This is a genomic window from Helicobacter suis, assembly GCF_902196125.1.
Lineage (GTDB): Bacteria > Campylobacterota > Campylobacteria > Campylobacterales > Helicobacteraceae > Helicobacter > Helicobacter suis_B.
On record NZ_CABIKG010000009.1, the window covers coordinates 53,722 to 80,159 of the forward strand.

Here is a 26,438-nt window from a genome sequence, read left to right on the forward strand (position 1 = left end):
CTTGCAATATAATTTAAGCCCCCACCCCTATTTGTTCTTTAGCCGCTAGAATCGTATTTTGTAGTAAGCAAACAATGGTCATAGGCCCCACACCCTTAGGTACAGGCGTCATATAACTAACCTTGTCTTTTAACCCCTCAAAGTCTGCATCTCCTACTACTTTACCCCCCTCTTTATTAATCCCAATATCTACCACCACCACCCCCTGTTTAACCATATCCGCGCGGAGTAATTTAGGTTTGCCCACACCCACACAAATAATATCTGCTCGCTTAGTATAAAGGCTTAAATCTTTTGTAAGAATATGGCATATACTCACACTTGCCCCCGCATTAAGCATTAAAGAAGCTAATGGTCTACCCACAATATTACTCGCCCCTATAATAACCACATCTTTACCCTTTATCTCAATCTCATAATGCTTTAAAAGCTCTATTGCTCCCATAGCTGTAGCGGGTAAAAAGCCCGCGCATAAACTATTAGAGTATACCCGCCCCACATTTAGAGGGTGAAAGCCATCTACATCTTTACACGGATTGATCGCCTCAATTATGCGCCTTGTATCAATGTGTTTAGGTAGGGGCAGTTGGACTAAAATTCCATGTACTTCTAGGTTTTGATTATGCTCTCTAATGATCTCTAAAAGCATTTCTTGGGTGGTTTGTTCCTCTAAAGTTTGGAGTATGCAAATAATCCCCACGCGTTTACAAGCCTTAGCTTTCATGTTTACATACAACACACTAGCCACATCTTGCCCCACTAAGATCACGGCTAAAGTTGGGCGTATCTTTGTATGTAATTTTTCTACTTCTTGGCATAACTCTTTTTCTCTTAAATTAGCAAGCGCTTGCCCGTCTAATAAAACCATTAACCCCAACCAAATTTTTGCGCTATTATAATCAAAGTTTTTTGAAAAACTTTTTTGAAAGGCAGAACTTGTATTATTTCTTAAGCTTTTTACTAAGTTTTTTCATGTTTATTAAGGCCAGCACGCAAGATGATAGTTTTATCACGCTTTTAGAGTACGGCAAGGAGCTTTATCACAACCCGCGCAATATTAGCTGTGCTAAGTGCCACGGAGAACTAGGCGAGGAGAAAATCATCACCCGCTACACCACAGCCAATAACCAAGAGAGGATTTTTAAAGCCCCTCCCATTTATAACCTTGATTTTGAGCGCTTTTCAAAAGCCCTTTTTAGCGGCAAATCCATCATGCCTCGCTACAATCTAACCCCTGATGAAATCCGCGCCATTTACTACTACATCACCTCCACCCATAGCAAAAAAGATTAAGCTTTATTACTCTCTTTTTGGTAATTTTTAAAAATATCTTGGCTCACCTTATAGCTACAAAACTTAGGCCCACACATAGAGCAAAACTCCGCTTCTTTGAAAACATCTTGGGGTAGCGCCTCATCGTGGTATTCTTTGGCACGATCAGGATCAAGGGCAAGTTCAAACTGTTTATTCCACTCAAAGGCATAGCGCGCATCGCTCATCAAATCATCGCGCACTCTAGCATTGATCCTACCTCGCGCAATGTCGGCTGCATGGGCAGCAATTTTATAGGCTAAAATCCCCTCCCGTACATCTCTTGCATTGGGCAAGCCCAAATGCTCCTTAGGCGTAACATAGCAAAGCATCGCCACCCCTTTCCACGCCGCCACGCATGCCCCAATCGCGCTAGCGATGTGATCATAACCAGCTGCAATATCTGTAACCAAAGGCCCTAGAACATAAAAAGGGGCGTGGTTGCATAGCTCCTTTTGTAATTTTACATTGCGCTCAATTTGATTTAAGGGTACATGTCCAGGTCCCTCAATCATCACCTGCACATCTTTTTCATAGGCGCGTTTAGCCAACTCTCCTAAAACTTTTAGCTCAGCAAATTGTGCTGCATCGCTAGCATCAGCTAAGCAGCCGGGGCGCAAAGAATCGCCTAAACTCAAACTCACATCATACTTTTGGCAAATGGCTAAAATCTCATCAAAGGCGCTATAAAAGGGGTTTTGTTTGTGATAGTGCATCATCCAAGAGGCCATTAAGCTCCCCCCACGGCTCACAATCCCCATTTTGCGCTGACTTACAAAGGGCATATGCTCAAGCAAAAACCCGCAATGAATCGTAAAATAACTTACCCCCTGTTTAGCCTGTTTTTCTAACACCCCTAACATTGTATCAATGTCTAATTGCATCACATCGTTGTTCACATCGTGTAAAATCTGATACATCGGCACGGTTCCAATAGGCACAGAAGAGGCCTTAATAATTTCTGCGCGGATTGTATCTAAATCCCCGCCGGTAGAAAGATCCATCACCGTATCTGCCCCGTATTTAATAGCCACGCGGAGTTTTTCTACCTCCTCCTCTGTAGAGTGGATAATAGCCGAGCTACCGATGTTAGCATTAATCTTAGTTTTTAATGCAATACCTATACCCATAGGCTCTAAATTGCTATGCTCTATATTAGCCGGAATAATCAGTCTGCCGCGCGCTACCTCAGATCGCACCTGCTCTGGGCTTATCTCTTCTATATTAGCGATATAAGCCATTTCCTCTGTAATGATTCCTTTTTTAGCGTAGTGTAGTTGGGTTTTAATTAAATCCTTACTTCTTTTAGCTAGATAATTGCGCATGCGCTCTCCTTCATATTTAGAAAAGCAACACACTAGCAAAAGCGCTTGAATATAGGCTTAAGAATTCTTATTAATTTTAAATAGCTAGAATCTTTCAATTTTTATCTTAGGATTGTTTTGAATCAAAATTTTTCGCTGATTTTACTTGCTGCAGGTTCTAGTAGTCGCTTTATACAAAGCTTGCCCCCCAAATTACCTCCCATTAAAAAGCAATGGTGGATATATCAAGGATTGCCTTTATGGGAGAAAGTATATAGAGATTTTAAGGCTTTGGATTGTTTTGAGCAGATTTTTTTAGTGGTTAGTAACTCTTTAGAGCAAATTTATATTAAACAAGCTTTAGAGGATTTAGAACTTAGTGTCATTTTAGGGGGGAAGAGTCGCCAAGAGTCGGTACTAAATGCGCTTAAATTAGTACAAACCCCCTTTGTAGTGGTAAGCGATGTGGCGCGTTTTAAAGGGGGGGCACAGATGTTTTTAAAGCTTTTAGATCGCTTTAAAAGCCAAGTTAAATTAGATGGCATCGCCCCAGCTTTAAGTGCCTCTGATACGATGGTTTTAAACCAGCAAGGCTACACCCCACTAGATCGCACCCACACTTTGCATGTACAAACCCCCCAGATTTGCCGGACAGAAAAGTTAAAAGAAGCTTATAACAAGGGAAATTTTAGCGATGAGAGTAGTGCTCTTTTAAGCAGTGGAGGGCAGGTTGTTTATATAGAGGGTAGTTTAGATTTGCATAAACTCACCTTTGCTCAGGATTTACCCCCCTATACTACTTGTTTGACAACTCATACCGGTTTAGGATTTGATATACATGGATTTGAGGCCAATAAACCCATGAAAATAGGCGGTGTTCTTATTGATTCCAAAGACAGCAAAGAACAAGGGTTTAAAGCCCATAGCGATGGAGATGTACTCTTACATGCCCTCATAGATGCAATTTTAGGGGCGATTAAAGGCGTGGATATTGGCATGTACTTTAGCGATCAAGACCCGCGCTTTAAAAACATGGATTCAAGTTTAATGCTCACCCAGATTTATCATTTAGCACGAGGAATGGGGCATACTATAGAGGGCATTGATTGTACCCTTTTGGCGGATAAACCCAAAATAGCGCCTTATAGAGGGGCAATTAAATCGCGCTTAGCTGATCTATTACATTTAAATAAAAGGGCGATCAATTTGAAGGCCACCACTTTTGAGGGGCTAGGATTTATCGGGAGAAAAGAGGGGGTAGGCGCGCAGGTATTGGTTCAAATGAGTGCCTTAAGTGTTATTTATCAGTGAGATTACAAGCCACCCTTGCTATTTAATCTCAAGTAGAAATAGAGGTTATACTAATAAAATATAAAAAACTACAAACAAAATAGCCCCCACTTGCTAACTAGCCAATCAAGCGCGTATGTAAAGAGCTAGGTCTTTACAACTTAGAATTAGCGGTTAAATCTGTAGACTGGGATTTTTTAGAGATCAAGTTCTATATAGAATATTTCGCCGTTACTACCAAAGTCATCAAGGTAATCGTCGCTGAATTTTAAAGTGCGGGTGATGAATAGGTTCTCGCCGATGCATTTAAGCGGGGGGAGTTGAGATCGCTTTGCTCAAGGTTTGCACCCATGTTTTAAATGTCCTAGAATGTCCTAGTCTCTGCTTTGAGCGTCTCTTTATTCTGTAATATTTTTGTGGCTTTCTAACACCTCTTGGATCATCTGCTTATCTGCTTCTATCTCAAATACAAGGCACAGCGCGCTTAAAATTTCTACATCCTGTGATGTTTTAATAGCCCCTATCTTCTCTAGCTGGCTTGTAAGCCCACGCGATTTAAGCCAACGCTGTAAGTGGCCTGTTTTGTAATGTTCTAACACATCTAAGAGATTAAAATGTTCTCTGAGTTGTTCTAAACTGGTAACTCTCTGACCATCACAAAGTAGGGGGAACTTAGCTAACCTTCTATTCTCTTCCTTCATCTCTGGCAATGCGCTAGTGATGTAAGGCTTTGTGAAATTTCTTATTTTACGCTGTAAGTCCTTCACCTGTTGACTTAACCGTTGAACCGTTTTAGCCGTATGTACTTGGTTATTGTACACAGTTTTCATATCCCTTTGCATTTGTTGCAAATGAACCTCTGGTAAAGCACCATATTTCATACTATATATTGAATCAAGACCGCATTTTGTAAGACCTGCTACAGTACATTTATCAACATAATATGCTGGGTTGTTGGGGTTTTTTGGATCATGAATATCCATGTGAAATCCTTTCTTTAGAGGGAGTGAATTTTGTTGTATCCTCTCACTACTAAGCAATGAACTTCATTGTAAGATTTATTGCCTTAAGGTAATCTTTAACAAAACCCGCGCTTATCACACAAAATCTAATGTGCTAATCCAAACTTCTGTGATTAACTTTTAAGATTTTAATGTTTTTGGCAAAATCCCGTGCAAACGCATTTATTGCTTTTTGGCTAGATCAAACACTTACACTAAACCTTAGCCAACACTAAGGCAAAAATTACGCGCGCTCCAGATTCTATTACGGTCTTGATAGCCTCTTGCATCGTACTACCCGTAGTGAGCACATCATCAACTAGAAAATAATCAAGATTGGGGTTTGCTTTAAAAACAAAATCTTTTTTGTGTTCTTGTCTAAATTGGTAACTCGTTCCAGCATAGCTAATATTAGATTTAGCCATGAGTTTATTATAAACTACCCTACAGTGATTTTTAAGTTCTTTTTGACAAAAGGTGCGGGCAATGATAGCTGTATGCGAATAGCCTCTTTTGACATGATCATCAATGGGCAAGGCATAAAGGGGGGAGGATTTAAAAGTGTAATGGGTATAAAAATACTCCCGCGCTCTTTGAGAAAGCAAAGTTAAAATACGGCTACCTAGTGTCTTGTATTTGCTTTTAAGAAGCATTTCTATCTCATCATAAAGATAGAAACTATAAACCGGCAAGCCATGTATAACTTGGGTTTGAAAGACAAGAGGCAAATCCTCATAACAACGCTTACAAAGAAGGCTAAAGGGTCTAGTCCATGCTAGACACAACATACAGCGCAAGGCTAGACTTTAAATTTATTAAATTCTTTCTCTAATTCTTGGTTCTTTGTAATCATTTGCGTGTTGTAATCCTCCAGACTTTTGCGTATTTCCTTCACTTCTGTAAAGATTTTAGAAAAATTATTAATCACCTGACCTAATTCTTCCATTTTGGCTAGAACCGTTTTATTTTGATTCACCGTATCTTGGGATTTTTGCTTAGTTAAAGTCAAATTATCCTTAGCATTTTTAGCATCCTCAATTAAAAGTGAAGTTTTATCAGAAACCTCTTTAGACTGGGTGGCAATGTTTTGTACTCTCTCGCCCATGCTTTCAATACTTTGGGTTACCATATTCACCATTGCTGTGATCTCGCCTAAAGATTTTTGGGTTTTACTAGCTAGATTGCGCACTTCATCAGCCACCACCGCAAACCCGCGCCCATGCTCGCCAGCTCTAGCCGCTTCAATGGCGGCATTGAGGGCTAATAAATTAGTTTGATTGGCAATTTCTTCAATAATTGAAAGTACGCTTTTTATTTCAGTGGCATGCTGGACAAGTGCGGTTGAATCGGTGGCAATTTCTTGTTGGCCTTGTGCGGAAGCTAGAATTAAATCTACAGAATTTTGGATTTTGGCGATAAACTCATTAAGAGTTACATCGGTTGTATCCAAATTAGTAATGGTTTCGCCTAAGTTACCTTGTGCTAGCTGCAAATTTTCCTCCACCTCGCGGTTAATCTTTTTAAGACTTTCTACAGCGTCTAATTCTCTTACTGCCGTTTGTCTTAAAGTTGCGGCTGATTCTTGCAAAGATTTACCTGTGTGGCTATTATCTGTAACAATTTGCTTACCAATACGGACAATCTCTGCGATCTTATCAAAGAATTGATCAATAAAGCCAGCTACAATCCCAATTTCATCTCTAGTTTTGATATTTAAGCGCTTGGTTAAATCTGCCTCTTTAGAGGAAACGAGATCTTTAGCCGTATCTCTAAAACGAGCAAGTGGTTCAATGACATTTATTTGTACGACAACTACAAGTAGAATAGTAATTGCTAAAGAAATGCCTATCATCCAAATTAAAGTTTTAGAACTAAAGGACTTAGCATTGTTATAAGATTCTTTCAAAGAAAGTTTAACCTCCATTACCCCAATCATGTCCCCGGGCTTGTTATTGGTGTGGCAACTCACACATTGCGCATCGCCTACTAAAGGCTGGAGTACCACCACTTTTTTATTTTCCCCTTCCCCATGCATAAAAACCTCTTGGGGTAATTTTGGATTTTTAAAAAACTTTAACACTCTAGGGTCTTTTGTAAAGCTTTGGTTTAATCCAAAGAGGCGGATATCTGGTTCTCCGGGATAAAACTTCATTTCTACCCCGGGTAATTTATTGCTATCATCAATGGCTTTATAGATCGCCTTAGTTGTACCCACTGTGATAGCCTGTACTATGGTATTGATAATTGAGCTATTAATACTCTGGGCTACCATTCGGGCCTGTATTTCTGTCAGATTAGCATAATCGCGCTTGACGATCGTGAAAATAAAAAAAGTAAAGAGACCTAAAAGAACAACTAGATAGATCACAGTTCTAGTCCGAGAGCTACTTAACATTTCTAACACAGGCATCTCCTATTGTAAGCAATACAAGTTGCTATGATAGCAAAAAATTATCACTACGCCGTAAAGCCCGCAAGCTTGCTAAGCAGATTAAGGCGTTTTTGCGTTATAATGTCCGCTATGAGTGAGGGCTCAACTCTTGGAGTAGAGGTTGTAAGACCGCCTAGCGGGCAAACCTTGATGATCCCAGAATTCCCTAGCTTTGAGCGCGGGGAGTATGTCAAAACTATGTTTTGCCCACATAGGGTAAAGAAGTGTGCGGGCAAATGTCTAAACTTTGTAAATGGGCAAATTCTTGGTGTTTAAAACTCTGTACACAACAACGCCCAATCATGGCCGCATTATCGCTACAAAATTCCAAAGGCGCAAGTTTTAATTGAATCTGAAACTCTTGACAAAGCTCTTCAATGGCTTGACGGATAAATAAATTTGCACTCACCCCGCCTACTAAACCAAAGGTGCGTACTTCTTTTTGGGTAAAGTAATTCCTTAAAACCCGCAATAAATGCGCACACGCTTTTTTTTGAAAACCCGCACACACCCGCGCTTTAAATATTTCTGAAAGTTCCCCCTGCTCTTTTTGCTCCAAAATAGCTAAGCGGACAGCATTTTTTAAACCCGAAAAACTAAAGGCTAGATTGTTATGATTCTTAAGAGGAAGCGGAAAATCTAAAGCATCACTATTCAAACAGAAACGCGCTAAGTTTTCAACAATGGGGCCCCCGGGATAACCCAAACCTAGCATTTTAGAAACCTTATCAAAGCTTTCGCCTAAACTATCATCTAAGCTTTTAGCGATGATTTTTATATCCGTGTGGCTATTACACTCTAAGAGTAAAGTATGCCCTCCAGAGACAAGTAGCGCGCTTAAAGGAAACTGGGCTTGGGGCTTATTAATAAAGAGTGAATATAAATGCCCTTTGAGATGATCAACACTAATAAGGGGGATTTGTAAACCTAGCGCTAAAGTTTTAGCCATCATTAGCCCTTCTAAAAGCGTGATACTAAGACCCGGGCAAGTACTCACCCCGATAGCTTTAAGATTACTAAAAGAATGCCCCTTTTGATTTAAAAAAGACTTTGCTTTTTCTAAGAGTGTGGGTAAATTGATTGCATGCAAGCGTGAGGCTAGTTCAGGTACAACGCCTCCATAAGGGCTATGCGTGCTCTCTTGAGAGATTTTGGCATGCCATAAGAGTTGGCTACTTTGTAGGCAAGTTAATGCTAAAGAAGAATCATCACAACTGCTTTCAATGCTTAAAACCATTAGGATATAATAGCATGCTAAAAGTTTTTGGAGGTTGAGGTGAAGCGGTTTAAGGCTGAGTGGGAGGAACAACGCGCTATTTTAATCGCTTTTCCCCATATTGCTAGCGATTGGGGGGCGTATTTAGAGCAAGCACAGGATAGTTTTTATAACTGCATTTGTGCGCTTTCTAAATACCAACAAGTCTTAGTTTGTGTACACCCAAGCGATACACAAGCCCAAGATCGCCTAGCGCGTCTAGGGCAGGTACAAATTGTTTTAGCCGAATATAACGACACTTGGGTACGCGATTTTGGGCCTTTATGCGTAGAAACTAATGGGGTCTTGCTTTATTTAGATTTTATTTTTAATGGGTGGGGGGGGAAGTATCCGGCTAATTTAGATAACACTGTTAGCATAAAATTAGCCCAAAAGGGATTATTAAAACACCCCTTGCGCTCTGTTAATCTGGTTTTAGAGGGGGGGAGTGTAGAAAGCGATGGAGCAGGGACTTTGCTTGTTAATGCAACATGCTTACTAGATTCTAAGCGTAACCCTAATATAGAAGCTGATAAATTAAGCGCAATTCTTAAACAAGAGCTAGGTTTAGAGCGTATTTTATGGCTAGATACGCCGCCTTTAAAGGGTGATGATACAGATGGGCATATTGATACTCTCGCGCGCTTTTTAGACCCACAAACCATCGCCTATATTTCTTGTAATGATACAAACGATTCACATTACCAGCCTTTAAAGCAAATGGAACAACAATTAAAAGAGTTTAGAACTCTTGAAGGGCAATCTTATCGTCTAATCCCCCTACCTAGTCCGCGCCCTAAGTACTATCAAGACAGACGGCTACCTGCTACCTATGCTAATTTTTTATTTGCCAATAGCGGGGGGCAACGGGTGTTATTTGTCCCCACTTATGACGATCCAGCCGATACAATTGCTATGAAAATTTTAGAGAAGTACAGCCAATTAGAAGTAGTTGGCATTGATTGCTCCATACTCATTAGAGAAAATGGGAGCTTACACTGCGCTACGATGCAACTTTATTGAATGCATGCCAGAATTATTATTAGTGGAGGGGTACAGGGGGTGGGTTTTAGGCCCTTTGTTTATAAATTAGCTAAGCAATTAGGCGCGCATGGCTTTGTACGAAATATAGGTGGGCGGGTGGAGGTGGTACTAGAAAAAGCGCTATTATCTGCCTTTTTACAGGCTTTAAAAACTCAATTACCCCATAAAGCTTATATCAGCCACATAGAACACCACAACCACCCCCCTCTAAAAACAAAAGAATTTATCATTGCCCCTAGTCTATCCCCACGCCTAAGCCTACAAGATACTTTACCGTTAGATTTAGCCATTTGTGAGGCGTGTTTAAAAGATTTTAACGACCCCTCAAGCCGCTTTTTTAATTATCCTTTTGTTGCTTGCGCACATTGTGGGCCTAGATTTAGTTTATTAAAAAGTTTACCCTATGATCGCGCCCATACCTCTATGCATGCCTTTAAAATGTGTACAGCCTGTCAAGAGGATTATACAAATCCCTCTAGCCGCCGTTTCTTTGCCCAAAGCCTTTCTTGCCCAAATTGTCCTATTTCTCTGATCTTTTATGATCCTAAAGGCAAACATATAAAAAAACCCCTAGAAAAAGCTATTGAGGCTATTTTAGCCGGGGAAGTGGTGGGCTTAAAGGGCATTGGGGGCTTTGCTTTGGTGTGTCAAGCGGATAATAAAGAAGCTGTACAAATTATTCGTACAATCAAAGCACGGCCGTTTAAGCCTTTAGCGATGATGTTACCCTCTTTAGAAAAAGCCTTAGAAATTGTGCATTTAAGCCCTTTAGAATACAAGACTCTTAGCTCAGCGATAGCTCCCATTGTGCTAGCTCTTAAAAAAGATAGCTACTTTGATCATTTAGCGCCTAATTTAGATAGTCTAGGCGTGATCTTACCCTATAGCGGGCTGCATTATCTACTAACACGCGCCTGTGGATCGCTTGTTTTTACTAGCGCAAATTTAAAGGGTGAGCCTATTATTACAGATTTAAAAAATCTGCAGGCTAAATTGCCCCTAAAGTATATTTTAGATCACAACCGCCCTATAGTACATGGCATTGATGATAGTATTATGCGCTGTGTGGGGCAAGAAATGGGGATTGTGCGTCTAGCCAGAGGTCTAGCCCCTCTTTATTTGAACATGAAAGCTAAATCTTTTTTCATTGGCATGGGTGCGCATAATAAGGCAAGTTTGTGTTTTGCACACCAAGATAAAGCTTTGGTAGTGCCGGATTTGGGCTCTTTAGACAGCGTAGCTAGTATTGAGCATTATAAAAACACGCTAGATTTTTACATAAAATTATACGGGCAACCTGAAAGTATTGGTATAGATAAACACCCTAGATATATTTCTAGTCAAATAGGACAGAAAATGGCTTTAAATAAAGCTAAATTAATGCCTATCCAACACCATAGAGCCCATTTCCACGCGCTATTAGCAGAATGGGAATTAGAACACAAACTTAGGGAGGGAGTGGAGCTTTTAGGTTTTATTGCCGATGGATTTGGGCTTGGAACAAATCAAGAGTTATGGGGCTGTGAGGTTTTTAAAGCATGTTTTAAAAAATCTTGGCAAGTTAAGCGGATTTTATCTTTGAAAAATTTTTTGATCCCTCAATCAGAGCGGCTTATTAAAGATTCTAAAGTACTGGGTTATGCCTTAGCCTATCAGTACCATTTAACAGATTTATTAGAAAGCCTTAAAATTCCCCATGCTCTCACTCTTCAAAACATGTTAGATAAACAAATCCAAGTGTGTTCTACCACTTCTTTAGGCCGCCTTTTTGATGCCATTGCTGCCTTTTGTGGTGTGGGTGCACTTAATACCTATGAGGGGCAAGCGGCGATGCAATTAGAGAGTTTGGCAAGAAGTGTGCTAAGTGATGCGCATTATTCTTTTAAAATCTATGATCAAAAAATCCTTTATGCCTCTATGTTAGAGGAAATACAAAGCGAGATTTTACAAAAAAAGTATGCGCTGGTGGCTAGAAAATTCCATAACACCCTAGCCCATATAGCCTTTAATCTAGCACAATCTTATAAACTGCCCATACTCTTTGGAGGGGGGGTGTTTTTAAACCGCCTTTTATGCGAATGCATTAGCAATTTATTTAAAAACCACCCCTTTTTTCTACCTAAACTCTTGCCTTGTAGTGATGCAAGTTTAGCCTTTGGACAGGTACATTTTCTAGCTAATTTAAAGTTTAGGAGCAACCCATGAAACTAGCGGTATTTGATTTTGATTCAACTTTAATTGCAGCTGAGACTTTAGAGGTTTTGGCTCAAGCTTACAAAACAGGCGCAAAAATTAAAGAAATCACACAAAAGGCTATGGAGGGGAAAATAGATTTTTATGAGAGTTTGATTTGCCGTGTGGCGTGTTTAAAGGGCATGGATTTTAAAGAAGCTAAAAGCATTTGTGAAAACTTGCCTTTACAGCAGGGGGCTTATGAAGTGGTATCCGGTTTACAAACACGGGGTTATAAGGTGGTGTGTTTTAGTGGGGGCTTTAGATTAGCCACCTCATTTTTTAAAGAGAAGTTAAAGTTAGACGGGGATTTTAGCAACACTTTACATGTAGAAAAGGGCGTGTTAAATGGGCAAGTAAGTGGCCCGATGATGCGTAGTGATTCTAAATTTGAACTTTTGCAGAGTTTACAGGGTCTATTAAAAGTTAAGCAGACTTTAGTGATCGGAGATGGGGCTAATGATATTGGTATGTTTGGCTTAGCTAATTTAAGTATTGCCTTTAATGCTAAAGAAATTGTCAAGAAAGCTGCTAAGATCGTGGCTCAAACAACAGATTTACGCGAAATTTTAGAGTATGTTTAGGGTTTGATATAGCCTAATTCTACTAAAGCATTGGCCATTTCTTTAAGGATAAACCCGTTTTTACTCCCCCCGCCTCCATGTTCAACTAAAATAGTGATCACATATTTAGGTTTTTTATAGGGTAAAAAGGCGGTGATCCAAGCATGGGAGCGGTGTAAATACTCCATGTCTTGTTCTTTAATGCGGGTTTTAGTGCTTTGATCAATTTCTACAACCTGAGCCGTACCCGTCTTACAAGCCAAAGCCACCTTGACCCCTCGCGTACTATAATAAGCCGTCCCCCCCTGTGTGCTACAAGCCTCATACATGCCCTGACGCAAGGCACTTAGTTTAGATTTTTCAAAAGCATTTAACACATCTTTAACAAGAAATTGGCCTTTTAAAAAAAAGTGAGGGGTTGGGAGCTTACCTGAGGCAATTAAGGCGGTGTAATTGGCCACTTGTATAGGGGTGGCTAAAAAAGAGCCCTGACCTATGGAGGTGATTAAAGTATCGCCCGTATTCCACACATCTCCAAAGCGTTTCATTTTCCAGCTAGGATCGGGCAAGATTCCGACAAATTCATTAGGCAAATCTATCCCTGTTTTTTTCCCAAATCCCATTTGTCTTAAGGTTTTAGCTAGATTTTCAATAGAAATATCTAAAGCAAATTTATAAAAATAAACATCTACAGACTCTTTAATGGCCTTGTATAAATTACTTTCTCCATGCCCTCCGGGTTTCCAATCTCTAAACTTGCGTTTGCCCACTTCAATATAAGCGGGGGTGGGAATCTCTGTTTTTTCGCTAATGGGGAGATATTCTAAAAAACTTAAGGCCGAACCCATTTTCACCACCGATCCGGGCGGATATAGCCCATTAATAAAACGGTTTAATAAAGGGTTGTAAGTATCCTCTTGTAGATTCTTCCAATTAGCTACACTAATGCCTCCGATAAATTCATTGAGGTTATATTCAGGATAACTACCGGCAGCTAAAATCTCTCCGGTGTGTATATCCATCACCACTAACGCCCCTCGTTTGTCTACAAAAAGCGCATCGGCTCGTTGTTGCAAGCGTTTATCTAAACTCAAAATTAAATTATTATTTGTCTTGGGTTCTTGCCTTTTTAGCACTTCTAATTCTTGGTTAAGCGCATTGACACTCACAAGCTTATAACCCATTTCCCCTTGTAAAAGATCGTTATATTGCTTTTCTAAACCTGTTTTACCTATGGTGTGGGTGTATTGGCTTTTTGGATCGCTTTGTAAATCTTTGCTATCAGCTGCGCCTAGATAGCCAATCACATGGGAGGCTAGGGTGTTATTAGGATAATGGCGTTTGTTAGTTGCTGTGATATAAATTTGGGGGTTTAATAAAAGTTTAGGGTAGAGGGTTTGCATTTTATCATAGGGGACAAAATCTAAAATGGGGATTGTGTTGTGGTTGTAAAAGGAATTTTGGCGCTGGTAATTTTCTAGGGCATCTTGAATATCTAGGGTGGGGAAGTAGTGTTGTAAAAATTCTAATTGGGTTTGTAGGGAGTCTTTTTTAAGAGAAGGGGCTAGAGAAATGCTAAAACCTAGTTTATTGATAGCTAGTAATTCGTGGCGTCTATCCATGATAAGCCCACGCGTGGGGACTAAAATTTCTTTTTTAGTCATGTTGCGCAAGGCAAGCTGTTCAAAGTAATCATTAGTCTTAATGGTTAAGATAAAAATACGCAATAAAAGTACCGCCCACACGAGCACTAAAAAGCCTAAAGTTAAGCGGTGTCTAAGACTTTGCATAGATTCTCCATAGTACAAATTCTAAAACGCTACAAAAGAGAAGATAATCCCACACTTTTAAGGGAGTGTTGTGTAAAGAAGAGAGTAGGGTAAAGTAAAGCACATAAATAGCTAGAATGTGGAAAGCGTCCCATAAAATATGTTCTTGTAAAACACTTAATAAGCGCTTGATAGCTAATTCTTCATAGAGGATAAAAAGTAAAATTAAAAACCCTAGAGGTTCTTGATGGATAGCCTCTAAGAGCAAAAGACAGATAAAAATCCACACCACATAGCGATCTTGATATTCCTGAGTTTCTCGTGTTTTGTATAGAATGAATAAAAAGCCAATCAGGGGAGGTAAGCTAGGATAAAGGCTACATAAATTGCTATAAAGATAAAAACACAAACCATAAATAGAATAGGGGAGCGCTTGCATTATAGACCTAACAAAGAGTCAACTACTCTTTGTTGGATACTCTTTAAAGATCCAAATTTAGGGGGCAAGCTTGCTATTTTTAGAGTACTGACAAGTAAATGTGGGGTTTTATAATAAAGGGCGTGTTGATCGTGGCTATTTAGCTTATCAAACTTGGTATAAACATGCATAATTTGCTGATCGGGCTTGATCACACTCTTTAAGAATTGTTGCAGAGTTGTATCTATTTCTAAATGCGGGTGTCTGGAGTCTATGAGGTGTAAAAATAATTTGATACTCACCCGTTGCTTTAAAAGGGTGTATAAAAAACCTTCCCATTCTTGTTTTAAACTCTTAGAGACTTTGGCATACCCAAATCCGGGTAAATCTATACAACCAAATTTAACCACCTCTTGGTTTAATTGCCAAGTGGTGGTGAAAAAATTAGCCATTCTGGTTTTGCCCGGTGTGGCTGAGCTTTTGGCAATCTTGCATTCTAAAAGCTGGTTAATAAAGGTACTTTTGCCAACATTGCTACGGCCTAAAAACGCCACTTCAGCCATGTTAGAGGGCGGACAATCCTGCAGACGCGCACTAGATCGCACAAAGTGGGTTTTTAAAACTTTAATGGGCATGTTTTTGCTTAGCCTTTTTGGCCTTTTCTTTCTTTTGCGTTTTTTGTACATCTTCCATGTCAAAGACAAATCTAGCCGGCTTATCCTTGCTACCTAAAACATTTGCATAGCCATGTTCTTTGCTTAGAATAATTTCCTCGCCCTTAATGGAGTTGACTTTGCCTATTTCATTAACTACAGCATTTTGTAAGAGGCGGTACTCTTGTTTAAGCGCGTTATAAACCAGTTTATCAGAATGCCCCTCAACTTCTCGCCCATCTTGGGTAAACAAATGAAACTTAACATCTCCAAAAGCTTCGTATCGGGTGGGTTGGCGCTTTTCATTGGTGTAAATAATCACTTTATTAGCTACAAGCGTATCTTTGCCCTTTTTGATGTGTACATGCCCTTCAATAATGGTGATTTTCTTTAAATCATTGGCTAAAAATTTATCAGCGGTAACCTCTAAAGTTTCTTTAAGAGGCAAAGCAGAAATAAAGCCTACAAGTAGCATACAACACAACTTTTTCAAAATTTAAAGCTTTGGGAGCGCGGTTTGGATTGGTTGGCGCTGGCTAAATTGATAATGGCATGGATACTTTGGGCTTTAAGGATTTTAGTGATGTGATCATAGGCAATATTTTGGCCGCTAAAATCCCCCTCTGGTGCGCTAAGTAAAAAATCACCCTGCCCTTGAAAAGTTTGTTTGCTATGATCATAAACCCCTTTCTGACTCCAAAAACTTTCATGGTTGCTGGTGGTGTAGAGTACCCCTTTTGGGAAATTGTACAGATTTTCATGCCGAATCAATTCCTCCCCTTTGGCATGTTCAAGCATTTGGTTTTTGGGATCAAATTTACTTAAAGTAAAATCATAGAGTACTTCATGATCGCTAAATTGCAAAGCTCTACTCCCTTTAATACTCAAATCTGTATCCGTTGTATTAGTTTGGAAGGCATTAAAGTTATGCAGTTCAATCTTAGCAAAATTTTTACTTGTGGGTATTGTATCTTTTTGTGGTCTAAGAAAAAATAAGATCAACCCCCCCATAGCAATAGCCAAACCAATAAAAAATAACCATACAGAATTTAAGCGCACCTATTCACGCACCAAAATACTAGGTTTAGCCAAAGCCTTAGCATAGTCATTAGCTTCATCTTGGCTTTTAAAACCCTTGATAAAAACGCGATAAATGGGTCTATTATTTTTAATCCCCTCCACTACTTGGGTGGTATAACTCTTTTCTTTTAAACTCGCTTCTAAGGCCCTTTTTGCTTGGAGTGCTCCTTGTTGGCTTCTAAAAGCCCCCATTTGTAAGGAAAAATTGCCCCCGCTATAAGTTTTTTGACTCTCCCCTACCTTAAATTCTTGTTTAAGTACTGTAGCCTGTTTGTTTTGATCAAGTGATTTTTCATATTGCTTAGCAATTAGCCCTCCAAAGCCTAGCACCTCCAAACGCACCGGAGCCACCCCCTTACCCACTAAGGCAATATCTCTAGCTGCAGCGTTGGAAAGATCGATGATGCGATTAGCCACAAAGGGACCCCGATCGTTAATGCGTACAATGGTACTTTTATTATTATTCTTATTAGTAACCTTAACAATGGTATTCATCGGCAAGGTCTTATTAGCCGCTGTATGGGCGTACATATTGTAAGTTTCTCCATTACTAGTACGCTTGGCATGGAAATTAGGGCCATACCAGCTAGCATAACCATCAAAGGTCTGCCCGACATTAACTTTAGTCGGATAATACATTTTCCCGCCCACACTATAAGGGCGCATAGTAGCGCGCTGGATTGCCTCTGAATCGCGCATGCCTGCTGTTAAACTGGTAGAAGAGGGGGTTACAGATTGGGGCGCTTGATTCTTTTTATGGCGGTGGAAGAAAGAGAAAAAGGAATGCTTATGGGGACGGGGTTGCTTAGATGATCCAAAATCTATAGCGTCCTCATAAGCCCGCAAACTTTCATGCTTACTAAAAACAGAGTGTGTAGTTGGCGTACCCACTTGGGTACTTTTTTCTTTAGTACAACTCACTAATATCAGACACAGCAGCGCTAAAATATAACTAGCTTTCATTAAAACTCATTTTGTGCCACTTTTTTAGAGTGATAGGATTTTTTAAGCACAGGGATCATGATTTGTTGGTTACGGCTTAAATAAGAGCTTCTCAAGTTATTAGCAGATTTAATCATAGAAACGCTGCTATGAAATCTTTTAGCGATAGAATATAAAGTTTCTTTAGCTCTGACTTTATGCCTAATAAAAAGCGTGGCCACACCACTACCCGGTTTATAATGTTGCCTAAAATAGGCTAGATTTTCATAAGGGATATAGACCATACTAGAAGTTCCTGTGGGTAGAAAATTATAACGGAACTGGTGGTTATAAGCTTTGAGTTCTGATAAAGAAAGGTGAGCACTTTTGGCTATCTCTGAGAGTAAAGTCCCCCCTTGTAACTGCAAACTTGCTAAGCTTTGTCTAGCGCCACGATTAAGCAAGTAGGCTTTATGCCCTAGCGTATCTAAATTATTAAAAGCAATGGCTAAACTCAAAATAGAGCGGATATAGTGGCGTGTTTCTTTAGGTAGAAATTTTTTATCCTCATCTAAAAGCACATTGATATTATCCGTGCCTGCTAACATAACCGCCTCTTGTACCCTTCTAAGCCCATAGTTATAAGCCATAGCCACTAAATACCATTGTTTGGTTTGTTTATAAAGCATGTGAAAGTAGCGAATTGCAGCTTGCGTACTCTTGATAGGATCGCGCCGTTCATCTAAATAACGCCCCACATGTAAACCAAGCATCTTAGCCGTCTCTGGCATGAGTTGCCAAATCCCTACGGCTTTTTTCACACTGCAAGCACGGGTAGAAAACTTAGACTCTGCCATAGCTAAAAATAAGAATTCTACGGGGATATTAGCCTGAATGAGCATACTTTTAATGGTGGGGATAAAAATACCATTGGCATCGTAGTGTTGTACTAATTTGCCAAATGTTTGTTGTACACTTTCAAGGGTTTGTGTATTTTGCATACTTGTTAAAAACGCCACATCTACCCCAAAGGCATTTAGGGTTTTTAAACTCGTGTTATTGATAATAGATTGGGCATTAAGATTTGGCATTAAAAAAATACAGCCAAATAAGAGAATAAAAAACTTCTTTAAAGGTGCAGTCATTTAAGAAACCTTTGGTAAGCCAAAGAGAGTTTTGGCATTATGTGTAGTGGTTTTGGCAAGTTCTTCTAAATTAATACAACACACTTCTGCTATTTTTTGGGCGATTAGAGGAATGTGGTGGGGCTCGTTGCGTTGCCCTCTAAAAGGGTGGGGGGTGAGATAGGGCGCATCGGTTTCTAATAGCAAACGCTCTATAGGGATTTTTGGCAAAATTGCCACTAAGTTTTTAGCATTTTTAAAGGTTGCTACACCTCCAATCCCGTAGTAAAACTGAGAGGAAAGCTCTAAAAGCAAGGGGTGGGCATTATAGCAATGTAAAACCCCTTTGAGTTTTGGGTATTGTTTTAAAATGAAGTAGGCATCTTCACTAGCCTCTCTAATGTGCACGATCAAGGGTTTTTCAAATTCTAAGGCTAGATTAATTTGTGTAATAAAGGCCTCTTTTTGGCGTGCTATTATTATTTGATCTAGCGTCTCTAGGCGGTGATAATCTAACCCACACTCCCCCACAGCCACGCATTTAGGGTGTTTAATATGCTCTTTTAAAACATTTAGATCAAATTCTTCTAAGTCTAAAGGGTGTACCCCCACAGCAAAGTATAAATTTTGGTGGGCTTCACATAGGGTAATGGCGCGTTTTAAATCCTTAGGACTAGCTGCAGGGATAATAGCTATTTGTACCCCCACTTCTTTAGCACTTTGCAACACTTTTAAAAAATCTGCTTGGTAGGAGGGGTGATCTAAATGGCAATGGGTGTCCACAAGCTCCATATTTATTTCCTCTCAATGATAATAAAAAAGCCCCATTGTACTATAATTTGTACGCCATATACATTAAAAATTAAAGGATTAAAGCGTGTTTAGTGGACTAATCCAAGAAATGGCTGTTATAAACTCTTTTTCAGGCGATTTATTAGCGCTTAAAAGCCAGTATCAACCCAAAATTGGGGATAGTATCGCTGTTAATGGGGCTTGCTTGACTGTGGTTAGTGTCTCTCAGGGGGGGTTTTGCTTGCAATTAAGCACGCACACACAACAAAGCATTGCGCTAGAAAATTATCGCCCGGGATTATTAGTGCATATGGAGCCGGCTTTAAGGGCTAGTGATCGCTTAGATGGGCATTTAGTACAAGGCCATGTTGATGGAATAGGCGTTGTACTAGGAAGTAAAGCTGTAGGTAATCAAGTTTGTATGCAAATTAAAGCCCCTGATCATATTTTAGAATTATGTATTCCTAAGGGTTCTATTGCCATTGATGGGGTGAGTCTCACTCTTGCTAGCATAGGAACAGATTTTTTTGAACTAGTCATCATTGAGCACACTTTTAAAAATACCCTCTTTTCTTCCTATAAAAAAGGACGGCGGGTTAATATTGAAAGCGATATGTTAGTGCGATCCATTGCCCATTTTCTACGGCATACAAAAAACACCGCTACAAGAGATATTATTTCTTGGCAAGAGATGGACGCTTTGGTGATGGGCTATTAATGGGCATGCCAAAAGCGGTAGCGCTAGCCTATAATATCAATCAAGATCATGCGCCAAAAGTGGTAGCTAGCGGGGTGGGCAGTATTGCAGAAGCCATTATGCAAAAAGCTAAAGCCTTTGATATTCCACTCTTTTGTAATGAGAGTTTGGTAGAATCTTTGTTGCATTTACCAGTAGATCATGCAATCCCACCTGAACTTTATCAAAGCGTGGTTGAGGTCTTTATTTGGCTACAGGATTTAGAAAAAGATCGCCAAATGAGTTATTAGTCAAAATTTCTTATTTTGGCTGTATAATGGCGCGACTTTGTATTTAATAAACCTACATCAATAAGGAGTAAAATGCTACAGATTAGATGGCATGCAAGAGCTGGACAGGGGGCAGTTACGGGGGCTAAGGGTTTGGCCGATGTGGTGGCCACTACGGGCAAAGAAGTACAAGGGTTTGCAGTCTATGGTTCGGCTAAAAGAGGGGCGGCGATGACGGCGTATAACCGGATTGACTCAGAACCTATTTTAAACCATGAAAAATTCATGAATCCAGATTATGTCTTAGTTATTGATCCGGGATTAACTTTTATTGCAAACATTACAGAAGATGAGAAAGAGCAAACTACTTATATTATCACCACCCACCTTTCTAAAGAGGAGTTGTTAGAAAAAAAGCCTGATTTGGCTAATAAAAAACTCTATACTCTTAATTGCATTAAAATAGCGATGGATACGATTAAACGACCCATTCCTAATACGCCTATGTTAGGGGCTTTAATGAAGGTTTCTGGCATGCTAGAGTTAGAGTTTTTTAAAAATACCTTTAAAGAAGTGTTGGGTAAAAAGATGGCTCAGGCTTTAATTGATGCGAATATGATGGCTATCGATCAAGCCTACGAACAAGTACAATAAAGGATTAGCATGGATAATTGGCAAGAGTTTGCAATTGGTGGTGTGCTGTTTCCCTTTGAAAAAGAAGGGCAGGAAGAATTAAACAAACATAACGATGCGCGCAACTACACCCAAGAAAGTTCTTTTACAGCAAGTGTAGCTAATTGGCGCGTAGAAAAACCCGTGCACAATAAAGAGGTTTGCATTAACTGTTTTAATTGTTGGGTTTATTGCCCTGATGCCTCTATTCTATCTCGTGAGGGCAAAATGAGTGGGATAGATTACCAACACTGCAAGGGTTGTGGGGTGTGTGTAGATGTGTGCCCCACTAATCCTAAATCTTTACTCATGTTTGATAATCTTGAGCCCCTAGAGGAAGCGCTTACTAAGTGGCCTGAAAAGGTACCCGGAATTAAAAAGAAGAGCTACCGCACAGAAGGGGGTTATAATGGCTTCTAGTTATCAGATGAATGCTGTAGAAGCTTGGGATGGTTGTACGGCTAGCGCGCATGCTTTGCGCCAAGCCCAAGTTGATGTTGTAGCTGCTTATCCCATCACCCCCTCCACTCCCATTATCCAAAACTACGGCTCATTTAAAGATAATGGCTATATTGATGGCGAGTTTGTACTAGTTGAATCTGAACATGCGGCTATGAGTGCATGCGTGGGGGCTGCTGCTGCTGGGGGGCGGGTGAGTACAGCTACTAGTTCACAAGGTTTTGCTTTAATGGTAGAGGTGCTTTATCAAGCCTCTGGCATGCGCTTGCCTATTGTGCTCAATGTAGCCAATCGCGCCCTAGCCTCTCCGCTTAATATCCACTGCGATCATTCAGACATGTATTTAGGCCGTGATAGCGGTTGGATTAGTCTTTGTACCTGTAATCCCCAAGAAGTCTATGATTTTACACTCATGGCATTTAAGCTAGCCGAACATGCAGAAGTGCGCGTGCCTGTCATGGTGCATCAAGACGGGTTTTTATCCTCCCACACCGTGCAAAATGTACGCCCACTTAGCGATGCGGTCGCTTATAAATTTGTGGGGGATTATCTGAGTGTGCATTCTATGTTAGACTTTGATAAACCCGTTAGCTATGGGGCGCAAGCAGAAGAAGAGTGGCATTTTGAGCATAAAGCCAAACTCCACCATGCCATTATGCACTCTGCTAGCATTTTAGAAGAAATATTTGGTAATTTTGCTAAGATCACGGGTCGGCAGTATAACCTCATTGAAACCTTTGGGATAGAAGATGCGGAGGTGGTTATTTTTGCTTTGGGTACTACCTATGAGTCTGCTATCGTGGCGGCTAAAAAAGCCTGTGAGAAAGGGGTTAAAGCCGGTGTGGTTACCACGCATTTATTGCGCCCCTTCCCCTTTGAATTACTTGCTAATGCGCTTAAAAATGCTAAAGCAGTGGCTATCATGGATAAAAGCTCCCCTTCTGGTGCACTAGGTGCGCTCTTTAATGAGATTGCAGCCAGTTTATACCAAGCCCCCGGCTCTAAACACCCCGTGCTAAGTAATTATATTTATGGGCTAGGCGGTAGAGATTTAACCCAAGCTAATTTAGATTCTATTTTTGAGGCGTTAGTACAAGATGCCAAAAAAGGGAGTCTCACCCACCCCACCCAACAATTTATCGGACTTAATGGTCCTGAATTGTCTTATTTCTAAAAGGAGAATACGATGGTAAAAGAAGTTAAGACACTTAAGAGTTTTAGCCAAGCGGCTGAAAAGTTTGAAGGCTCACACCTTCTTTGTCCGGGTTGTGGGCATGGCATTATTATACGCGAAGTGCTCAACGCCGTAGATGGGCCTATTGTGCTGGGTAATTCTACAGGCTGTTTAGAAGTGTGCTCAGCGGTTTATCCCCATACTTCTTGGGATGTACCTTGGATTCATGTGGGTTTTGAAAATGGCTCTACGGCTGTATGTGGGGCGGAAAGCATGTATAAAGCCCTAGCTAGAAAAGGCAAATATACAGGGCAACGGCCTAAATTTGTCGCCTTCGGAGGCGATGGCGCATCTTATGATATTGGGTTTCAGTTTATCAGCGGTTGTTTAGAACGCGGGCATGACATGACTTATATTTGTTTGGATAATGAAAACTACGCTAACACCGGCGGACAAAGAAGCGGGAGTACGCCTATGGGAGCGAGCACAAGTACCACCCCCGCAGGTAAGGTTAGTTTTGGCAAAAAAGAGCGCAAAAAAGATCTACCCCTAATCATGGCCGCCCATGGCATTCCCTACACCGCTCAACTTGCCCCCAATAAGTGGAAAGACATGAATAAGAAAATTAAAACCGCGCTAGATACAGAGGGTCCATGTTTTATTAACGCGCTAAGCCCCTGTCCTACTGAGTGGAGATACCATTCCTCTTTAGCCATTGAAATGACAGATTTAGCGGTAGATTGTTTGATTTTCCCCCTCTTTGAAATTTTCCATGGCACAGAATTAAAAATCACCTACCGTCCCCGTAATATTTTGCCTGTGCGCGATTATTTGGGTGTGCAAAAACGCTTTGCCCATTTGTTTAAAAAAGAAAACGAACACATCATTGAAGCTTTACAAAAAGATGTAGACACCCGTTGGGAGTACTTACAGCGACGCGAAGAAGCTAAGGTTTAAATGCTTGATCGCTATTCTAGGGGGGAGATGTCGCATTTATGGAGTTTACAAAACAAATTTGATACTTATTTAAAGGTTGAAAAAGCCGTTGTGGCTGCATGGTATCAATTAGGTTTAATGAGTGCTACAGATTGTGAAAAAATCCAAAAGGCATGTTTTGATCTAGATCGCATCCATGCCTTAGAACAAATTACAAAACACGATGTTATAGCCTTTATTAATGCTGTATGTGAGAATCTAGGCGATGAAGCGCGGTTTTTTCACTATGGCATCACCTCTAGCGATTGTATTGATACAGCCCTAGCTTTGCTTTTACAAGAAAGTCTTAAAATCATTTTAAAAGATTTAGACGCGCTTTTAGCCGTGCTTAAAAAGCGAGCTTACGAATTTAAAGATACGCTTATTATTGGTAGAAGCCATGGTATTCACGGTGAGCCTTTATCTTTTGGGCTAGTGTGGGCGTTGTGGTTTGATGAAATGCAGCGGCATATGCAGTCTTTAAAAGTTGTGCTAGAGGAAGTGGGGGTTGGTATGATTAGTGGTGCAATGGGTAATTTGGCACATATCCCCTTAGAATTAGAAGAGATCACCTGTGCTTTATTAGGCCTTAAAGTTGCCCCCATTACAAACCAAGTGATTTCTAGGGATCGCCACGCTAAAATGATCAATGCTATAGCACTACTGGCTAGCAGTTGTGAAAAAATTGTGATTAATATTCGCCATTACCAACGCACAGAAGTTTATGAGGCAGAGGAATATTTTAGCAAAGGGCAAAAGGGCAGTTCAGCCATGCCACATAAACGCAATCCAGTACTTAGTGAGAATATTACCGGGCTTTGCCGTGTGATTCGTGGGTATTGCATGCCTATGATGGAGAGTGTCGCACTCTGGCATGAGCGCGATATTAGCCATAGCTCAGTAGAGCGCTTTATTTTCCCTGATATTTTCACCACAACAGATTTTATGCTTGATCGTCTCACAACACTTTTAAAAGATTTGGTGGTTTATCCGGAGAATATGCGACAAAATTTAGAAAAAACGGGGGGGCTAATTTTTTCACAGCGGCTTTTGTTAGAATTGCCTAAACTAGGTTTTAGTAAAGAGCAGAGTTATACAATCATTCAAGAAAACGCCGCCAAAGTTTGGGAAAGTTTACAACAAGGTAAACACACCCCAGATTGCTTTTTACACACGCTTTTAAAAGACCCCCGCCTAGGAAAAGTCAATCATAGCTCTTTAGAAAAGTGTTTTGATACTAGCTATTATCTGAAAAATACGGATCAAATCTTTACGCGGGTTTTTGGGATTTAATAAAAGGGCAAACATGGCAATACAAATCACTAAGTTACAAGATCAAAAAGTAGATGCACTTGTAGCGCACTATGAAAAAGTAGTTGATCTACCCCCCCCCCCCCCGAGAAAGTTGATCGCACAGAATTTATAAAAACAGATAAGATCGTAGAATTTAAAGCCCCTACAGGCTCGGGCAAAACGCTCATGGCCAGTCAGTTTATTAGCAAGTTAATCGCCAATTTTAGAGAATCTCAATTTATTTTCATCATCGCCACACTCTCTAGCGCAGAGTTACCAGAAGCGTTTGAAAGAAAGATCAAAGATTATAGAGATCAAGGTATCCTAGAAGCGACTAATTTTGAAGTAGAATATTACGCATCCCCCTCATCTTCTAAAAATAGCAAACAATGTGAAGATGTGCCCCCTATTAAATGTGAGAAAAATAAAGTCTATATTTTTGGCAAATCTAGCTTTGGTAGGAAAAAACTTTATACAGAGTTAAATATCATCGATGCCTTTATCCAAGAAGCGGCAAAAGACTATACCCTTATTTATATCCGAGATGAGGCGCATGTGGGTACGGGTACAGTCCAAAAAGAGCGCGCTAATTTTGAAGCCCTCATGGACAAACATGCCGCCTTCATTTTAAAAATGACTGCTACTTTTGATAAAGAATATAAATACCCTAGAGTAGAAATTACAGAAAAGGAACTTGAAGAAAACGGGGCACAAACCGGGCAATATTTGCTCAAGTGTACACCTGAAGTTTTAGAGAATGAAACCTATAACGATTCTAGTCTTATTAACCAAGCAATAGAGAAATTTAAAGAGATCAAAGCACAGTACCAAAAATTATGGGAGAAAGAAGGAGTGTGGATTGCCCTGCTATGTTGATTCAAGTAGATAACCAACCCGATCAAAAGAGCAACCCTGATGCATGGACAAAATGGGATAAAACACTTCAAGAACTCAAAGACAGGTTTGAACAAGTCAATTGGTCATGGGTACAATATTTTGGAGATGAAATAGATTACAACCGCAGGGATAATGATTTGCCCAAGAGTGTATTATTGCCCAAAATCTCTAAGATCAACGACACCACAGATTGTATCATCTTTAAAGTGGGGCCTGCTACAGGGTGGGATATCCCACGCGCGTGCATGCTCTTGCGTCTGAGAAATGTGTGTTCTTCTAAATTAAGTATCCAAGCACTAGGGCGTATTAAACGCAACCCTTACCCTCAATTAGAAAAGCATGGAATAACAGATAAATATTTACCTTTCCCCCTCCCCCCATTCCACCTTAAGCCCCTATTTACGGGGCTATCTACTTCCCTAAACCTCCCTTTTTTAACCTCATTCGCCACACTTTGCCACACTTTGGCACACTCTTAACCTTAACGCCCTAGATTATAGCCTTTTTTAAACTAACCTGTCAAGCTCTCAAGGTCTTTAAACCGCTTTCTAAGCCCTTTAACTCCTAGCTAGGGGTGGGGGTTATTTTGTGGTTTTGTGTGGCTCTAGGCTGGCTTGATTAATCTAGTTTGGCTATATTTTTAAGCGCGCTAGGCCTCCTATCTAACCGCTTTAACCCCCTAACCTTAAAGCACTCAAGCTAGCCTTTTCTCTTTTCTTAGTTTCATCCAATCTATTTATACCCACAACGCGCTAAGTCCCCTAACTCTAGCTAAAGGTGTGTTTTAAAGTCTTGTGTTATCTCCGTGAAGTGC

General features: G+C 40.2%; 28 protein-coding genes. 14 read left to right on the top strand and 14 right to left on the bottom strand.

The genetic code is table 11. The annotated features are described in order from the left end of the window. Positions 1-13: 13 nt before the first annotated feature. A complete protein-coding gene (locus tag G6Q00_RS04650) occupies positions 14-868 on the bottom strand; it encodes a bifunctional 5,10-methylenetetrahydrofolate dehydrogenase/5,10-methenyltetrahydrofolate cyclohydrolase (RefSeq protein WP_205426504.1) in 855 nt (284 codons plus the stop codon). A gap of 68 nt (positions 869-936) precedes the next feature. On the opposite strand from G6Q00_RS04650, the gene G6Q00_RS04655 reads away from it, so the two are divergent. Further along, on the top strand, positions 937-1,293 hold the full coding sequence (locus G6Q00_RS04655) for a c-type cytochrome (RefSeq protein WP_163532218.1): 357 nt from the start codon (positions 937-939) through the stop codon (positions 1,291-1,293). Here G6Q00_RS04655 and thiC read toward each other — a convergent pair. Then, on the bottom strand, positions 1,290-2,636 hold the full coding sequence (gene thiC, locus G6Q00_RS04660) for a phosphomethylpyrimidine synthase ThiC (protein ID WP_163532219.1): 1,347 nt from the start codon (positions 2,634-2,636) through the stop codon (positions 1,290-1,292). The genes G6Q00_RS04655 and thiC overlap by 4 nt on opposite strands. A 117-nt stretch (positions 2,637-2,753) precedes the next feature. Between thiC and ispF the strand changes: the two genes are divergently transcribed. After that, a complete protein-coding gene (ispF, locus tag G6Q00_RS04665) occupies positions 2,754-3,926 on the top strand; it encodes a 2-C-methyl-D-erythritol 2,4-cyclodiphosphate synthase (protein WP_163532220.1) in 1,173 nt (390 codons plus the stop codon). Between the two features lie 377 nt (positions 3,927-4,303). Here ispF and G6Q00_RS04670 read toward each other — a convergent pair whose 3' ends face one another. From G6Q00_RS04670 to tsaD, 4 genes are all read right to left on the bottom strand, one after another. Further along, the gene (locus tag G6Q00_RS04670; RefSeq protein WP_163532221.1) at positions 4,304-4,888 is read right to left on the bottom strand and encodes a hypothetical protein; all 585 of its coding nucleotides are present in this window, start codon (positions 4,886-4,888) and stop codon (positions 4,304-4,306) included. A 233-nt stretch (positions 4,889-5,121) separates the two neighbouring features. Then, a complete protein-coding gene (locus G6Q00_RS04675) occupies positions 5,122-5,694 on the bottom strand; it encodes a ComF family protein (protein ID WP_240330995.1) in 573 nt (190 codons plus the stop codon). A gap of 11 nt (positions 5,695-5,705) precedes the next feature. Next, positions 5,706-7,316: a methyl-accepting chemotaxis protein gene (locus G6Q00_RS04680; RefSeq protein ID WP_163532223.1), complete on the bottom strand. Its 1,611-nt coding sequence runs from the start codon at positions 7,314-7,316 to the stop codon at positions 5,706-5,708. 217 nt (positions 7,317-7,533) lie between these two features. Further along, positions 7,534-8,574: a tRNA (adenosine(37)-N6)-threonylcarbamoyltransferase complex transferase subunit TsaD gene (gene tsaD / locus G6Q00_RS04685; RefSeq protein WP_163532224.1), complete on the bottom strand. Its 1,041-nt coding sequence runs from the start codon at positions 8,572-8,574 to the stop codon at positions 7,534-7,536. Positions 8,575-8,613: 39 nt separating this feature from the next. On the opposite strand from tsaD, the gene G6Q00_RS04690 reads away from it, so the two are divergent. The 3 genes from G6Q00_RS04690 to serB are packed head-to-tail and all read left to right on the top strand — an operon-like array spanning position 8,614 to position 12,452. Next, a complete protein-coding gene (locus tag G6Q00_RS04690) occupies positions 8,614-9,615 on the top strand; it encodes an agmatine deiminase family protein (protein WP_163532225.1) in 1,002 nt (333 codons plus the stop codon). Further along, positions 9,616-11,841, top strand: a complete 2,226-nt coding sequence (gene hypF / locus G6Q00_RS04695; RefSeq protein WP_163532226.1) for a carbamoyltransferase HypF — start codon at positions 9,616-9,618, stop codon at positions 11,839-11,841. After that, on the top strand, positions 11,838-12,452 hold the full coding sequence (gene serB, locus G6Q00_RS04700) for a phosphoserine phosphatase SerB (RefSeq protein ID WP_163532227.1): 615 nt from the start codon (positions 11,838-11,840) through the stop codon (positions 12,450-12,452). The genes hypF and serB overlap by 4 nt, the downstream gene beginning before the upstream one ends. Here the strand turns inward: serB and mrdA are convergent. From mrdA to G6Q00_RS04740, 8 genes are all read right to left on the bottom strand, one after another. Then, positions 12,449-14,221, bottom strand: coding sequence for a penicillin-binding protein 2 (gene mrdA / locus G6Q00_RS04705; RefSeq protein ID WP_163532228.1), 1,773 nt, complete (start codon positions 14,219-14,221; stop codon positions 12,449-12,451). The genes serB and mrdA overlap by 4 nt on opposite strands. Continuing rightward, the gene (locus G6Q00_RS04710) at positions 14,208-14,639 is read right to left on the bottom strand and encodes a hypothetical protein (RefSeq protein ID WP_163532229.1); all 432 of its coding nucleotides are present in this window, start codon (positions 14,637-14,639) and stop codon (positions 14,208-14,210) included. The genes mrdA and G6Q00_RS04710 overlap by 14 nt, the downstream gene beginning before the upstream one ends. Beyond that, positions 14,639-15,253, bottom strand: a complete 615-nt coding sequence (gene yihA / locus G6Q00_RS04715; protein ID WP_240330991.1) for a ribosome biogenesis GTP-binding protein YihA/YsxC — start codon at positions 15,251-15,253, stop codon at positions 14,639-14,641. Before yihA ends, G6Q00_RS04710 begins: the two co-directional genes overlap by 1 nt. Then, positions 15,243-15,746, bottom strand: a complete 504-nt coding sequence (gene lptA / locus G6Q00_RS04720; protein WP_205426505.1) for a lipopolysaccharide transport periplasmic protein LptA — start codon at positions 15,744-15,746, stop codon at positions 15,243-15,245. Before lptA ends, yihA begins: the two co-directional genes overlap by 11 nt. A 14-nt stretch (positions 15,747-15,760) precedes the next feature. Next, entirely contained in the window at positions 15,761-16,330 is a 570-nt protein-coding gene (locus tag G6Q00_RS04725) for a hypothetical protein (protein WP_163532230.1), read from the bottom strand. Then, positions 16,331-17,242 carry a septal ring lytic transglycosylase RlpA family protein gene (locus tag G6Q00_RS04730; RefSeq protein ID WP_163532254.1) on the bottom strand — a complete coding sequence of 304 codons (912 nt, stop codon included), beginning with the start codon at positions 17,240-17,242 and terminating at the stop codon, positions 16,331-16,333. It abuts the gene before it with no gap. A 71-nt stretch (positions 17,243-17,313) separates the two neighbouring features. Then, on the bottom strand, positions 17,314-18,417 hold the full coding sequence (locus G6Q00_RS04735; protein ID WP_205426506.1) for a lytic transglycosylase domain-containing protein: 1,104 nt from the start codon (positions 18,415-18,417) through the stop codon (positions 17,314-17,316). Next, the gene (locus tag G6Q00_RS04740) at positions 18,418-19,188 is read right to left on the bottom strand and encodes a TatD family hydrolase (RefSeq protein WP_205426507.1); all 771 of its coding nucleotides are present in this window, start codon (positions 19,186-19,188) and stop codon (positions 18,418-18,420) included. Positions 19,189-19,273: 85 nt separating this feature from the next. On the opposite strand from G6Q00_RS04740, the gene ribE reads away from it, so the two are divergent. The 9 genes from ribE (at position 19,274) to G6Q00_RS04785 (ending at position 26,103) form a co-directional block, all read left to right on the top strand. Then, positions 19,274-19,906, top strand: a complete 633-nt coding sequence (gene ribE, locus G6Q00_RS04745) for a riboflavin synthase (RefSeq protein ID WP_163532231.1) — start codon at positions 19,274-19,276, stop codon at positions 19,904-19,906. Then, positions 19,906-20,175, top strand: coding sequence for an EscU/YscU/HrcU family type III secretion system export apparatus switch protein (locus G6Q00_RS04750; protein WP_205426508.1), 270 nt, complete (start codon positions 19,906-19,908; stop codon positions 20,173-20,175). The genes ribE and G6Q00_RS04750 overlap by 1 nt, the downstream gene beginning before the upstream one ends. A 72-nt stretch (positions 20,176-20,247) precedes the next feature. Next, entirely contained in the window at positions 20,248-20,808 is a 561-nt protein-coding gene (locus G6Q00_RS04755) for a pyruvate flavodoxin oxidoreductase subunit gamma (protein ID WP_163532232.1), read from the top strand. Positions 20,809-20,817: 9 nt separating this feature from the next. Continuing rightward, positions 20,818-21,246: a 4Fe-4S dicluster-binding protein gene (locus tag G6Q00_RS04760; RefSeq protein WP_163498900.1), complete on the top strand. Its 429-nt coding sequence runs from the start codon at positions 20,818-20,820 to the stop codon at positions 21,244-21,246. Then, a complete protein-coding gene (locus G6Q00_RS04765; protein WP_163498901.1) occupies positions 21,236-22,459 on the top strand; it encodes a 2-oxoacid:ferredoxin oxidoreductase subunit alpha in 1,224 nt (407 codons plus the stop codon). The genes G6Q00_RS04760 and G6Q00_RS04765 overlap by 11 nt, the downstream gene beginning before the upstream one ends. Before the next feature lie 12 nt (positions 22,460-22,471). Further along, positions 22,472-23,416, top strand: a complete 945-nt coding sequence (locus G6Q00_RS04770; protein ID WP_064429792.1) for a thiamine pyrophosphate-dependent enzyme — start codon at positions 22,472-22,474, stop codon at positions 23,414-23,416. Continuing rightward, a complete protein-coding gene (purB, locus tag G6Q00_RS04775; RefSeq protein ID WP_163532233.1) occupies positions 23,417-24,727 on the top strand; it encodes an adenylosuccinate lyase in 1,311 nt (436 codons plus the stop codon). A gap of 144 nt (positions 24,728-24,871) precedes the next feature. Continuing rightward, a complete protein-coding gene (locus G6Q00_RS04780; protein WP_275896768.1) occupies positions 24,872-25,603 on the top strand; it encodes a DEAD/DEAH box helicase family protein in 732 nt (243 codons plus the stop codon). Continuing rightward, positions 25,582-26,103: a hypothetical protein gene (locus G6Q00_RS04785; RefSeq protein WP_163532234.1), complete on the top strand. Its 522-nt coding sequence runs from the start codon at positions 25,582-25,584 to the stop codon at positions 26,101-26,103. The genes G6Q00_RS04780 and G6Q00_RS04785 overlap by 22 nt, the downstream gene beginning before the upstream one ends. Positions 26,104-26,438: the final 335 nt, after the last annotated feature.